At 68.5% G+C, this 12247-nt stretch carries 11 protein-coding genes; 9 read left to right on the top strand and 2 right to left on the bottom strand.

The features are described 5' to 3' along the window. Nucleotides 1-2 precede the first annotated feature (2 nt). Genes odhB through A8M77_RS29215 form a run of 4 tightly spaced genes read left to right on the top strand, consistent with a single transcriptional unit; the run spans nucleotide 3 to nucleotide 4456 of the window. Nucleotides 3-1274: a 2-oxoglutarate dehydrogenase complex dihydrolipoyllysine-residue succinyltransferase gene (gene odhB / locus A8M77_RS29230; RefSeq protein ID WP_086924978.1), complete on the top strand. Its 1272-nt coding sequence runs from the start codon at nucleotides 3-5 to the stop codon at nucleotides 1272-1274. Nucleotides 1275-1284: 10 nt separating this feature from the next. Further along, complete coding sequence (lpdA, locus tag A8M77_RS29225) at nucleotides 1285-2715, top strand: dihydrolipoyl dehydrogenase (RefSeq protein WP_086924977.1); 1431 nt, start codon at nucleotides 1285-1287, stop codon at nucleotides 2713-2715. 2 nt (nucleotides 2716-2717) lie between these two features. Beyond that, nucleotides 2718-3815, top strand: a complete 1098-nt coding sequence (gene zapE, locus A8M77_RS29220) for a cell division protein ZapE (protein ID WP_086924976.1) — start codon at nucleotides 2718-2720, stop codon at nucleotides 3813-3815. After that, the gene (locus tag A8M77_RS29215) at nucleotides 3812-4456 is read left to right on the top strand and encodes a hypothetical protein (RefSeq protein ID WP_086924975.1); all 645 of its coding nucleotides are present in this window, start codon (nucleotides 3812-3814) and stop codon (nucleotides 4454-4456) included. Before zapE ends, A8M77_RS29215 begins: the two co-directional genes overlap by 4 nt. Before the next feature lie 19 nt (nucleotides 4457-4475). Here the strand turns inward: A8M77_RS29215 and A8M77_RS29210 are convergent, their stop codons facing one another. Continuing rightward, nucleotides 4476-5285, bottom strand: coding sequence for a PP2C family protein-serine/threonine phosphatase (locus tag A8M77_RS29210; protein ID WP_086924974.1), 810 nt, complete (start codon nucleotides 5283-5285; stop codon nucleotides 4476-4478). A gap of 98 nt (nucleotides 5286-5383) precedes the next feature. Here A8M77_RS29210 and A8M77_RS29205 point away from each other — a divergent pair, with 98 nt between their 5' ends. Together A8M77_RS29205 and A8M77_RS29200 are read left to right on the top strand one after the other, a co-directional pair. Then, nucleotides 5384-5590: a DUF465 domain-containing protein gene (locus tag A8M77_RS29205; RefSeq protein WP_086924973.1), complete on the top strand. Its 207-nt coding sequence runs from the start codon at nucleotides 5384-5386 to the stop codon at nucleotides 5588-5590. Continuing rightward, the gene (locus tag A8M77_RS29200) at nucleotides 5590-7671 is read left to right on the top strand and encodes an ATP-dependent DNA helicase (protein ID WP_086924972.1); all 2082 of its coding nucleotides are present in this window, start codon (nucleotides 5590-5592) and stop codon (nucleotides 7669-7671) included. Before A8M77_RS29205 ends, A8M77_RS29200 begins: the two co-directional genes overlap by 1 nt. Before the next feature lie 200 nt (nucleotides 7672-7871). On the opposite strand, the gene A8M77_RS29195 is transcribed toward A8M77_RS29200, so the two are convergent. Beyond that, complete coding sequence (locus A8M77_RS29195) at nucleotides 7872-8681, bottom strand: outer membrane protein assembly factor BamD (RefSeq protein WP_086924971.1); 810 nt, start codon at nucleotides 8679-8681, stop codon at nucleotides 7872-7874. Nucleotides 8682-8731: 50 nt separating this feature from the next. Here A8M77_RS29195 and A8M77_RS29190 point away from each other — a divergent pair, with 50 nt between their 5' ends. The 3 genes from A8M77_RS29190 to A8M77_RS29180 form a co-directional block, all read left to right on the top strand. After that, nucleotides 8732-9721, top strand: a complete 990-nt coding sequence (locus A8M77_RS29190) for an RluA family pseudouridine synthase (RefSeq protein WP_443272956.1) — start codon at nucleotides 8732-8734, stop codon at nucleotides 9719-9721. 127 nt (nucleotides 9722-9848) lie between these two features. Further along, nucleotides 9849-10742 carry an SMC-Scp complex subunit ScpB gene (gene scpB, locus A8M77_RS29185; protein WP_086924970.1) on the top strand — a complete coding sequence of 298 codons (894 nt, stop codon included), beginning with the start codon at nucleotides 9849-9851 and terminating at the stop codon, nucleotides 10740-10742. After that, on the top strand, nucleotides 10739-12247 hold a 1509-nt coding region (locus A8M77_RS29180; protein ID WP_143694799.1), incomplete at its 3' end, for a pseudouridine synthase. The genes scpB and A8M77_RS29180, both read left to right, overlap by 4 nt.

The raw sequence follows: 12247 nt of genomic DNA, 5'->3' as shown, positions 1-12247 counted from the left end.
AAATGTCTATCGTTGAAGTCAAAGTCCCCCAGTTGTCCGAGTCCGTGGCCGAGGCCACCATGCTGCAGTGGAAGAAGAAAGCCGGCGAAGCGGTTGCCGTCGATGAAATCCTGATCGAGATCGAGACCGACAAGGTCGTGCTTGAAGTGCCGGCGCCCTCGGCCGGCGTGCTCGCCGAGATCGTCGCTGGCGACGGCGCCACGGTCGTGGCCGACCAGGTGATCGCCAAGATCGACACCGACGCCAAGGCCAGTGCGGCTGCGCCCGCTGCGGCGCCGGCGGCGCCTGCTGCCGCCCCGGCGCCGGCTGCGGCACCTGCTGCCGCTGCCACGGGCGGCGCCAAGTCCGACGTCGCCATGCCGGCCGCCGCCAAGCTGCTGGCGGACAACAAGCTCACGACCGCCGACGTCGGCGGCACCGGCAAGGACGGCCGCGTCACCAAGGGCGACGTGCTGGCCGCGGTCGCCGGCGGCGTCACTGCGAAGACGGCTGCGCCCGTGGCCATCCCCACCGGCGTGCCGAAGACGACCCTGCCGCAGGTCGCTTCGCCGGCCGCCGCGCAGGACCTGGGCGACCGTCCGGAAGAGCGCGTGCCGATGAGCCGCCTGCGCGCCCGCATCGCCGAGCGCCTGCTGCAGTCGCAGTCCACCAACGCCATCCTGACCACCTTCAACGAGGTCAACATGGCCCCGGTGATGGAGATGCGCAAGCGCTTCCAGGAGAAGTTCGAGAAGGAGCACGGCGTCAAGATCGGCTTCATGAGCTTCTTCGTGAAGGCCGCGGTGCATGCGCTCAAGAAGTACCCGGTGCTCAACGCCTCGGTGGACGGCAATGACATCGTCTACCACGGCTACTTCGACATCGGCATCGCGGTGGGCTCGCCGCGCGGCCTGGTGGTGCCGATCCTGCGCAATGCCGACCAGATGAGCTTCGCCGACATCGAGAAGAAGATCGCCGAGTACGGCCAGAAGGCCCGCGACGGCAAGCTGGGCATCGAGGAGATGACCGGCGGTACCTTCTCCATCTCCAACGGCGGCGTGTTCGGCTCGATGCTGTCCACCCCCATCATCAACCCGCCGCAATCGGCCATCCTCGGCGTGCACGCCACCAAGGACCGTGCGGTGGTGGAGAACGGCCAGATCGTGGTCCGGCCGATGAACTACCTCGCCATGTCCTATGACCACCGCATCATCGACGGCCGCGAGGCCGTGCTGGGCCTGGTCGCGATGAAGGAAGCGCTGGAAGACCCCGCTCGCCTGCTGTTCGACATCTGAGGAGAAACGGATGTCCAACAAGCAATTCGACGTCATCGTCATCGGTGGCGGCCCAGGCGGCTACATCGCGGCCATTCGCGCGGCGCAGCTCGGCTTCAACGTCGCCTGCATCGACGAGTGGAAGAACGCCAAGGGCGGCCCCGCCCTCGGCGGCACCTGCACCAACGTGGGCTGCATCCCCTCCAAGGCGCTGCTTCAGTCCTCGGAACATTTCGAGCACGCCGCGAAGCACTTCGCCGACCACGGCATCAAGATCGAGGGCCTGGGCCTGGATCTGGACAAGATGGTCGGCCGCAAGGATGCGGTGGTGAAGCAGAACAACGACGGCATCACCTACCTGTTCAAGAAGAACAAGGTCACGTCCTTCCACGGCCGCGGGTCCTTCGTGAAGGTGGGAAGCGCCGGCTACGAGATCAAGGTCGCCGGCGCGGCCGAGGAGACGATCGAGGGCAAGCACATCATCGTCGCCACCGGTTCCAATGCGCGCGCGCTTCCGGGCGCGGACTTCGACGAGGAGTACATCCTCTCGAACGACGGCGCGCTGCGCATTCCCGGCGTGCCGAAGAAGCTGGGCCTGATCGGCTCGGGCGTCATCGGCCTCGAGATGGGTTCGGTCTGGCGCCGCCTCGGCTCCGAGGTCACGGTGCTCGAAGCGCTGCCCACCTTCCTGGGTGCGGTGGACGAGCAGATCGCCAAGGAAGCGCAGAAGGCCTTCACCAAGCAGGGCCTGAAGATCGAGCTGGGCGTGAAGGTCGGCGAGGTCAAGACCGGCAAGAAGGGCGTGAGCGTCGCTTGGACCAATGCCAAGGGCGAGGCCCAGACGCTGGAAGTCGACAAGCTGATCGTGTCGATCGGCCGCGTGCCCAACACCATCGGCCTGAACCACGAGGCGGTGGGCCTCAAGCTCGACGAGCGCGGCGCCATCGTGGTGGACGACGAGTGCAAGACCAACCTGCCCAACGTCTGGGCCATCGGCGACGTGGTGCGCGGCCCGATGCTGGCGCACAAGGCCGAAGAAGAGGGCGTGGCGGTGGCCGAGCGCATCGCGGGCCAGCATGGGCACGTGAACTTCAACACCATCCCGTGGGTGATCTACACCTCCCCGGAGATCGCCTGGGTCGGACAGACCGAGCAGCAGCTCAAGGCCGAGGGCCGCGCGTACAAGGCGGGCACTTTCCCCTTCCTGGCCAACGGGCGCGCCCGCGCGCTGGGAGACACCACCGGCATGGTCAAGTTCCTGGCCGATGCGGCCACGGACGAGATCCTCGGCGTGCACATCGTTGGCCCGATGGCCAGCGAGCTCATCTCCGAGGCGGTGGTGGCGATGGAGTTCAAGGCCAGCGCCGAGGACATCGCGCGCATCTGCCACGCGCATCCTTCATTGTCCGAGGCGACGAAGGAAGCGGCGCTTGCCGTCGACAAGCGCACGCTGAACTTCTGACCTTGAGCGTCAAGCAAGCCTACGAAGCCGAGCTGGCTGCGCGGGGGTTCCAGAGCGACCCCGCGCAGCTGCGCGCCGTCGAGGCGCTTGAGCGTTGCGCCTCGGAGTGGGCCGAGTACAAGACGCAGCGCTCGAACGCCTTCAAGAAGCTGATCAACCGTCCGGAGATTCCGCGCGGCGTGTACATGTACGGCGGGGTGGGGCGCGGCAAGAGCTTCCTGATGGACTGCTTCTTCAATGCGGTCCCGCTGCGGCGCAAGACGCGGCTGCACTTCCACGAGTTCATGCGCGAGGTTCACCGCGAGTTGGCCGAGCTGCAGGGCACTGTCAATCCGCTGGAGGAGCTCGGACGCCGCATTGCCAAGCGCTACAAGCTGATCTGCTTCGACGAATTCCACGTCGCCGACATCACCGATGCCATGATCCTGCATCGGCTGCTGACGGCGTTGTTCGACAACGACGTCGGCTTCGTGACGACCTCGAACTTCAGGCCCGACGACCTGTATCCTGGCGGGCTGCACCGCGACCGCATCCTGCCCGCGATCGAGCTGCTGAACCAGCGCCTGGAGGTGGTCAACGTCGACAACGGCACCGACTACCGCCGCCGCACGCTGGAGCAGGTGAAGCTCTACCTCACGCCCAATGGCGCGGAGGCCGACAAGGAGATGCGGCACGCCTTCGAACGCCTGGCCGAAAGCGCCGACGAGAACCCGGTGCTGCACATCGAAGCGCGCGAGATCCATGCGCGGCGCAAGGCCGGCGGCGTGGTCTGGTTCGACTTCAAGACCCTGTGCGGCGGCCCACGCTCGCAGAACGACTACCTGGAGATCGCGAGCCAGTTCCACACCGTGCTGCTGTCCGACGTGCCGCACATGCCCGTGCGCATGGCCTCGGAAGCACGTCGTTTCACCTGGCTCGTCGACGTGTTCTACGATCGGCGCGTGAAACTGATCATGTCGGCCGAAGTGCCGCCCGAAGAGTTGTATACCGAGGGGCCGCTGGCCCACGAGTTCCCGCGCACGGTGTCCAGGCTCAACGAGATGCAGTCGACCGAATTCCTTGCGCTGGAGCGCCGCGTCGTCGACACCCGTCTCACATGAAGAAACTGCTGTTCGTTCTCCTGGTCTGCCTTGGCACCACCCCGCTGTGGGCGCAGACCACCGCCACCACCGGCAACATGGACTTCGAGGCCGAGCGCGCCCGCCTGGCGGAGGAGCGCAAGGCGGTGGATGCGCGGCATGCGCAGGAGCAGGCTGCGTGCTACAAGAAGTTCGCGGTCCAGGGTTGCCTGGAAGACAGCCGGCGGCGTCATCGCACGGACACCGAGAACATCAAGCGCCAGGAGGGCGCGATCAACGACATCGAGCGCAAGCGCCGCGGCGCGGCCGCCCTTGATCGCCTCGAGGAAAAGAAGACCAACCCGCGCCCGCAGGACACGGCGCCCGAGCGCGAGCGCGCGCTGAAGGCGCAGGAAGACCGTGAGCGTCGCGCGGCCGACCATGCCGACGACCGCGAGCGGCTGGAGGCGGAAGCGGCCGGGAAGCAGCGCCAGTTCGAGCAGAAGCAGCGCGAGTACGCCGAGAAGCAGGCGAAGGCCGCCAACCGCCGCGCCGAAGCGCCGGCCAAGAGCCAGGCCAACGAGCGCAGGCTGGATCGGTCGGAGCAGCATCGCATCGACCTCGAGCGCCGCAACGCCAGGAACACCAAGCCCCGCGCGGCGCCGCTGCCCACGCCGCCCTAAACGCCGCGCTGCAGGGAGCTCAGTTGTCTTCCGGCTCCGGCAGCGATTCCAGCTTGAGAATGGCCAGCGAGATGTTGTCGCCGGTACCGCAGGCGCGCCGGCGTGCCTCGGCCACCAGCAGCTCGGCGGCGGCGCGCGGCGTCTGCTCCGCCAGAACCCGGCCCATCTCCTCCGGCCTGAAGTAGTGCCACAGGCCATCGCTGCAAGCCAGCAGCAGGTCGTCGGGCTCCAGCTTGGGAACGAAGTGGATGTCCACCGGCGGCGGTGTGGACTTCATGCCCAGGCAGCCGAGCAGGATGTTGCCCTGTGGATGGATGTTGGCCTCGTCCTCGGAGATCTCGCCGCGGTCCACGAGGACCTGCACGTAGGAGTGGTCCTTGGTGCGCTTGATGAGTTCGCCGCGCCGGAAGTGGTAGATGCGCGAATCGCCAGCATGGATCCAGGCACAGTCGCCCTCGGGATTCATGAGGAAGGCGGCCAGGGTGCTGTGCGGTTCCTGCTCGCTGGAGATCGCGGTCAGCTTGATGACGGTATTGGCATCCTCCAGCAACTGCCGCAGCACATGCACCGCCTCGTCACGCCCGGGCTTGTAGCGGGAGAACAGCTGGCGCGCCGTCATCAGCACCTGGTCCGAGGCCTTGCGCCCGCCGCTGCGCCCGCCCATCCCGTCGGCCACCACGCCCAGCACACAGCCGGGCGCTCGCGGGTGGGTCATCATCATGACCTGGTCCTGCTGGTAGGGGCGATCTCCCTTGTGGAGGCCGGTGGCGGCAGCGAGTCGGTAACCTCGAACCGGGGGCGCGCTGGCGACGGCGGCGGGATCTTTCATGGAGTCTAGGGAGTGGAACGACGACGTATTATCGAGTCAACCCGCGCCATGCCCGGCGAGGCCCGAGAGCGCTCTTGCGCAGCATTGCACACTGTTCCTTGGACTCCGATCTCCATTCCCTGTCCCGCCAGCTGATCGAATTGCGCATCGAGCATGCCGACCTGGACGCGACCATCGACCGCCTGGCGGAAGCGGTCGAGCTGCGCGACGAACTCCTGCTGCGGCGGCTGAAGAAGAAGCGGCTGGCGCTGCGCGATCGGATCGTTCAGCTGGAGTGCCTGCTGGACCCGCAGGAACCCGCCTGATGTCGATCGTCGACTGGCCCGATGATTTCGAGGCGGACCTGGCCGCTCCGGACGAACGCCGCCCCGGGGCTGCGCAGGCCGGACAACTGGCCGACGAAGTCCGCGCCGCCTTCGCGCAGGACGGCGTGCTCTCCCAGGCGGCCGAGCAGTTCCGCGAGCGCGAGGGCCAGACGCAGATGGCGCTGGCGGTGGCCCGCGCGATCGATGAAGGCGGCGTGCTGGTGGTCGAGGCCGGCACCGGCGTCGGCAAGACCTTCTCCTATCTGGTGCCGGCGCTGCTGAGCGGCGAGCGGGTGCTGCTGTCGACCGCCACCAAGGCACTCCAGGACCAGCTCTTCGGCCGAGACCTGCCGCGGCTGGTCGCGGCGCTGGGTCTGCCGCTGCGCACGGCCCTGCTGAAGGGGCGCGCGAGCTACCTGTGCCTGCACCGGCTGGACCAGGCCCGTCATGATGCGTCGCTGCCCGAGCGCGGCAGCCTGCGCACGCTGGCCAAGATCGAGCAGTGGTCCAAGGCCACGCGCACCGGCGACCTGGCCGAACTGCCGGGGCTGGACGAGCGCTCGCCGCTGATCCCGCTGGTGACCTCCACCCGCGAGAACTGCCTGGGCGCGCAATGCCCGCAGTTCAAGCCCTGCCATGTGAACCTGGCGCGGCGCGAGGCGATGGCGGCCGACGTGGTGGTGATCAACCACCACCTGTTCTTCGCCGACCTGGCGGTGCGCGAATCGGGCATGGCCGAACTGTTGCCTTCCGTGCGCGTGGTGGTGTTCGACGAGGCGCACCAGCTCAACGAGACCGGCGTGCAGTTCCTCGGCGTGCAGCTCGGCAGTGGGCAGGCGCTGGACTTCGCGCGCGACATGCTGGCGGCCGGCCTGCAGCATGCGCGTGGGCTGGTCGACTGGCAGCAACTGGTGGCCGCCACCGAGCGGGCCGCGCGCGAGCTGCGGCTCGCCGCCGGCAAGCAGTGGCCGGGAGCCAAGCTGCGCTGGGCTGGGGCCGCGCCGGAAGGTGTGCCGGCCGATGCCTGGCAGGACGCCCTCGATGCGCTGCGCCATGCCTTCGCGGAAGCGGCGCGCGGGCTGGACACGGTCAGCGAGCTGTCTCCCGATTTCGTGCGGCTGCACGAGCGCGCCGAGCAGTTGACCGAGCGCGCCGCGCGGTTCGCTGATGCCTGTGCACCGGAGTCGGTGCGCTGGGTGGATGTGGGCACGCAACTGCGGCTGGTGGAGTCGCCGCTGGACATTGCCGAGGCGGTGCGCACCCGGGTGCTGAAGACCGATCAGGGGGAGTCGGGAGTGTTGGGCCGCGCCTGGGTCTTCACCTCGGCCACGTTGGGCGACGATCCGAAGCTGCGCTGGTTCACCGAGCCTTGCGGGCTGGATCAGGCGGAAGTGCTGCGCGTGAAAAGTCCCTTCGACTATGCGCAGCAGGCGGCGCTCTACGTGCCGCGCGCCTTTCCCAAGCCCAACGATCCGGCGCACAGCGCGCGGGTGGCGGAACTCGCCGCGCGTGGCGCTGCCGTGCTCGGCGGGCGCACGCTGGTGCTGACCACGACCCTCCGCGCGTTGCGCAGCATCGGCGACGCAATGCGACAGCATTTCGAGCCGATGGAGGCCGCGGGCCGTCCCGAGGTGCTGGTCCAGGGCGAACTGCCCAAGCGCGTGCTGATGGAGCGTTTCCGCGAGGGCGCCGAACACGGCCGTGTGGGCTGTGTGCTGGTGGCCTCGGCCTCCTTCTGGGAGGGCTTCGATGCCCCCGGCGACGCCCTGCAACTGGTGGTGATCGACAAGCTGCCTTTCCCGCCGCCCAACGATCCGTTGGTCGAGGCACGTTCGCAGCGTCTCGAGTCGCAGGGCCGCAGCGCCTTCGGCGAATACTCGCTGCCGGAGGCGGCCGTCGCGCTCAAGCAGGGCGCCGGCCGGCTGATCCGGCGCGAGACCGACCGCGGCGTGCTGGTGATCTGCGACACGCGGCTCGCGACCATGGGCTACGGACGCCGCCTGCTGGCCGCCCTGCCGCCAATGCGGCGGCTGGAGAGCGCGGAAGACTTCGAGAGCGCGCTGGCCGAACTCGTGCATTGAGGGCGGCATGCGGAGCCTGGGCGCCCTGATCCAGAGCGGAAGGGTGCTGGCGTGCGAGCTCCCTCGTGAATTCACAATGCCCGAGCGCGGACGCGAACGGGCGCTCGAGGAAACGGAGGCGGTGCTGTCGGTGCTGCTGGCGATCGCGCTGGCGCATGCTCTGCGCGCTGAGCACGTCGGCTGGGCGTCTTTCTATCCCGCTACCAGAGCTTCCACCAAGGATCGTCCTTGCCGCGGAAGCCGCGCGTCAAGTACTCGCTTTTGGGGTAGTTGGAGGTCAGGACGCGCTTGGTGTCGTCGCGGAGGTCCGTCATGCCGAGCGCGTCGTACGACTGGACCATGATGTAGAGCGCCTCTTCGAGCGCCGGCACCTCGCGGTAATCGGCCAGCGCGATCTGTGCGCGATTGATGGCCGCCAGGTAAGCGCCGCGCGTGTAGTAGTAGCGCGCAACGTGCACCTCGTACTGGGCCAGCGAGTTCACGATGTAGTTCATGCGCTGGCGCGCATCGGGGGTGTAACGCGACTCGGGGAAGCGGGTGACGAGGTCTTTGAAGGACTCGAAGGATTCCTTGGCGGCCTTCTGGTCGCGCTCGGACAGGTCCTGGCGCGTCAGCCAGGAGAACAGGCCCAGGTCGTCGTTGAAATTGATGACACCCTTGAGGTAGATCGCGTAGTCCATCGCCGGGCTGGCGGGATGGAGCTTCATGAAGCGGTCCAGTGTCGCGATGGCGGCGGGCCGCTCGCCGGACTTGTACTGCGCGTAGGCCTTGTCCAGCTGCGCCTGCTGCGCGAGCGGCGTGCCGGCGGCACGGCCTTCGAGCTTCTCGAACAGGGGCACGGCCTTGTCGTAGGCGCCCGAGTCGGCTTCTTCCTTGGCTTCGGCGTAGATGCGGTTGGGACTCCAGTTCGCAGTCCTGTCGGTCTGGGTCGACGAGCAGCCGGCCAGCAGCCATGCGGCCGAGCACAAGGCCAGCCAGGCGGGGAGAGCCGATAATTTGGCGCGATGCATCACATCAGGCTTTCGTGAAAAAAACGCCTTCAATTATATCGGCCACCCCCTTGGAGGCCCTTTCGGACGCCGGCGAGCACGACGAGAGCGCCGAGCTGTCCGAGCCCGGCGAATGCCGCAGCTTCCTGATCCACGAGCCCCTGCACGGGCAGCGGCTCGACCGTGCGCTGGCGGCCCTGGTGCCCGAGTTCTCCCGCAGCTACCTGCAGCAGCTGATCGATGCCGGCGCGGTCGAGGTCCAGGGGCGCCTGCTGACCAAGCCTTCGGCGACGGTGCATGCCGGCGAGATCGGCAGCATCGAGCTGCGGCCCACCCCGCAGAGCCAGGCCTTCAAGCCCGAGGCCATGCCGATCGCGGTGCTGCATGAGGACGAGCATCTGCGCATCATCGAAAAGCCGCCCGGGCTGGTGGTCCACCCGGCACCGGGCCACTGGAGCGGCACGCTGCTCAACGGCCTGCTCGCGCTGGACCCGCGGGCCGCGCTGCTGCCGCGGGCCGGCATCGTGCACAGGCTGGACCGGGACACCAGCGGGCTGATGGTGGTCGCGCGCAGCCGCGCGGCCATGGATGCGCTGGTGGCGCTGATTGCGGCCCGCGACGTCAAGCGCCAGTACCTCGCGCTGGCGCACCGCAGCTGGCAGGGCGCCGCGTCGCGCCACGTGGACGGGGCGATCGGGCGCGATCCGCGCAATCGGCTGCGCATGGCGGTGGTCGATCTCGAGCGGCACTCGGGCAAGCCCGCGCGCACGCTGATCGAGGCGCTCGACAGCAACGAGCAGGGCTGCGCAGTGCGCTGCACGCTGGAGACCGGCCGCACCCACCAGATCCGTGTCCACATGGCCTCCATCGGACATCCGCTGGTCGCCGACGCGCTGTACGGCGGCGCCGCTGCGGCCGGGCTGCAGCGGCAGGCCCTCCATGCCTTTCGGCTTGCCTTCGTGCATCCGATGACGGACGCGCCGATGGAGTTCCTGGCCCCTCCGCCGCCCGATCTTGTGCAGGCTATGCAGGCCTGGGGGCTGGATTACAATCGCGCCTGACGGCCCGAGAGCCGTGCCGGCGCCCGATGCCGGCTTCGCTGCAATCGCCCGCGTGCCGGCAGCGCCTTCTTCCATCCTTCTGAAAAACAAGCGCCTGCAAGGCGCCTTTTCCCGGATACCGCGAATCATGAATACGGCGGATGCCAAGCGCATTCTCGAAACCGCCTTGATCTGTTCGACCCAGCCCTTGCCGGTGCGCGAACTGCGCGTGCTGTTCGACGACGAGCTGGGCGCCGACACGATCAAGTCGCTGCTGCTCGAATTGCAGGAAGACTGGTCCCAGCGCGGCCTGGAACTGGTGAGCGTGGCCACGGGCTGGCGCTTCCAGAGCCGTCCGGAACTGCGCGACCACCTCGATCGCCTGCACCCGGAAAAGCCGCCGCGCTACACGCGCGCCGCGCTGGAGACGCTGGCCATCATCGCCTACCGGCAACCGGTCACGCGCGGCGACATGGAAGACATCCGCGGCGTGACCATCAATTCCCAGATCCTCAAGCAGCTCGAAGACCGCAACTGGGTCGAGGTCATCGGTCACCGCGAGACGGTGGGACGCCCGGCGCTCTACGCGACGACCCGGCAGTTCCTCGACGACCTGGGCTTGGAGTCGCTGGACCAGTTGCCCGTGATCGAGACGCCCGCCCAGCAGGCCGGGCTGGTTGCGGCGCTGGCGCAGGCGGCGGACGGGCAGGCAGGTTTGCCGATCGAAGAAGCAGACCCTGTCGATGCCTCGGAGGCGGACGCCGAGCCCGCTTCGATGTCGGCCGTCGAAGCGCCTGCTGAAGCCGAAGCCGACGAGGCGGCTTCGATCCCCGGGCCCGACCTCGAATCCGTCAGCGTCGGCGAGGTCTCGGCCGATAGGCTGCCGGACGCCGATACCGCGCTCGAAGCCGACGTCGAAGCCGAGCCCGAGCCCGAGCCCGACACCTCTCACCCCGAAGTTTCCACGCCCGTCGCCTCCGAGCCCGATGTCGAGCCCGACGAGGAAGACACCCCCGCCGTTCGTTCCGGAACCCGATCATGAGCCCATCCGATCCAGAAGACGCAGCGATGCTGCCGGTCGATCCCCCGTCCGGCGACGAGCCTGCGACGTCGCCAGCGCAACCGAGCGAAGCCCAGGCCGCGCCGGAGTCCGAGGTGGCGGGCGATGCGCCTCGCAAGCGCCGCCCGCGCAAGCGCAAGGCGACGGTCCCGGCACCCGTGGCCGAAGGCGAAGAGGGCCAGGAAGTGCAGCAAGGCCAGGACGCCCAGGCGAGCGATGATCCCGGCGCGCCCGCGCCCGCACGCGCCGCGCCCGTGGTCGCAGCGGTGATCCCCGAACCCACGGCGCGGGCGCCGGAGCCGGAACCAGAAGCGGCGCAGGAGCAGCGTTTCGACGACGAGGAGGAAGATGAAGAGGATATCGACGACGACGACGAGGACGATCTCGACCGCGCCCGTCGTGCTGCCGAACGCGAGCAGCGCAACGCGCCGCCGCCCGAGCCGATCCGCTTCACCGACGTGGTCTCGGGCCAGTTCGATGCCGACGAGGACAGCCCCGAGGTGCCGCCGCTCAAGCGCGTGCTGTTGCCCGAGGCCGATTCGCCCAAGCTGCACAAGGTCCTGGCGCAGGCCGGCCTCGGTTCCCGGCTTGAAATGGAGCACCTCATCCTGCAGGGGCGCATCTCGGTCAACAACGAGCCGGCCCACATCGGCCAGCGCATCCAGTTCGGCGACCAGGTCAAGATCAACGGCAAGCCGATCCGCTACCGCATCGCGCCGCCGCCGGCGCGCGTGATCGCCTACCACAAGCCCGTCGGCGAGGTCGTCACGCACGACGATCCGCAGAACCGGCCCACTGTCTTTCGCAAGCTGCCGCGTCTGCCGCAGGGCAAGTGGCAGTCGGTCGGTCGGCTGGACCTCAACACCGAAGGTCTGCTCCTCTTCACGAGTTCGGGCGAGCTCGCCAACCAGCTGATGCACCCGCGCTTCGGCCTGGAGCGCGAGTACGCGGTGCGCGTGCTGGGCGCGCTCAGCAGCGAGGAGAAGCAGCGCCTGCTCGAAGGCGTGCGCCTCGATGACGGCATGGCGCACTTCGGCACCATCGAGGACGGTGGCGGCGAAGGCTCGAACTGCTGGTACCGGGTGACTATCTCCGAAGGCCGCAACCGCGAGGTGCGCCGGCTGTTCGAATCCGTGGGTCATGCGGTCAGCCGGCTGATCCGCATCCGTTACGGCGCCATGGTGTTGCCGCGCGGCCTCAAGCGCGGCGCGTGGATGGAACTGGACGAGCGCGACATCCGTGCCCTGTTCCAGGCAGCCGGCGCCGACAGGCCGGGCCGCGGCGGTGGCCCGAAGGGCGGCGGCCAGGATGGCGGTGGGCGCAACAACCGGCACCGCAACAAGCGGCGCGGCAATCGCAATGGTGGCGGTCCGCAGGACGACAACCGCGACGGGCCGATCCCGAATCCGCTGGCCAGCGGGCCCCAGGCCCGCGGGCGCGGAGGCAATGGCGGAGGCGGTGGTGGTGGTGGTGGTGGTGGTGGTGGT

The organism is Variovorax sp. JS1663 (genome assembly GCF_002157355.1).
Taxonomy (GTDB): domain Bacteria; phylum Pseudomonadota; class Gammaproteobacteria; order Burkholderiales; family Burkholderiaceae_C; genus Variovorax.
The sequence above is the reverse complement of the archived record's forward strand: the minus strand, read 5'-3'. Positions and strand labels throughout refer to the sequence as shown.

Bases quoted from the DNA above. Each gene is read 5' to 3' on its own strand.
- odhB (WP_086924978.1), top strand. From the start codon at position 3: ATGTCTATCGTTGAAGTCAAAGTCCCCCAGTTGTCCGAGTCCGTGGCC.
- lpdA (WP_086924977.1), top strand. From the start codon at position 1,285: ATGTCCAACAAGCAATTCGACGTCATCGTCATCGGTGGCGGCCCAGGC.
- A8M77_RS29215 (WP_086924975.1), top strand. From the start codon at position 3,812: ATGAAGAAACTGCTGTTCGTTCTCCTGGTCTGCCTTGGCACCACCCCG.
- A8M77_RS29210 (WP_086924974.1), bottom strand. From the start codon at position 5,285: ATGAAAGATCCCGCCGCCGTCGCCAGCGCGCCCCCGGTTCGAGGTTAC.
- A8M77_RS29200 (WP_086924972.1), top strand. From the start codon at position 5,590: ATGTCGATCGTCGACTGGCCCGATGATTTCGAGGCGGACCTGGCCGCT.
- A8M77_RS29195 (WP_086924971.1), bottom strand. From the start codon at position 8,681: ATGCATCGCGCCAAATTATCGGCTCTCCCCGCCTGGCTGGCCTTGTGC.
- scpB (WP_086924970.1), top strand. From the start codon at position 9,849: ATGAATACGGCGGATGCCAAGCGCATTCTCGAAACCGCCTTGATCTGT.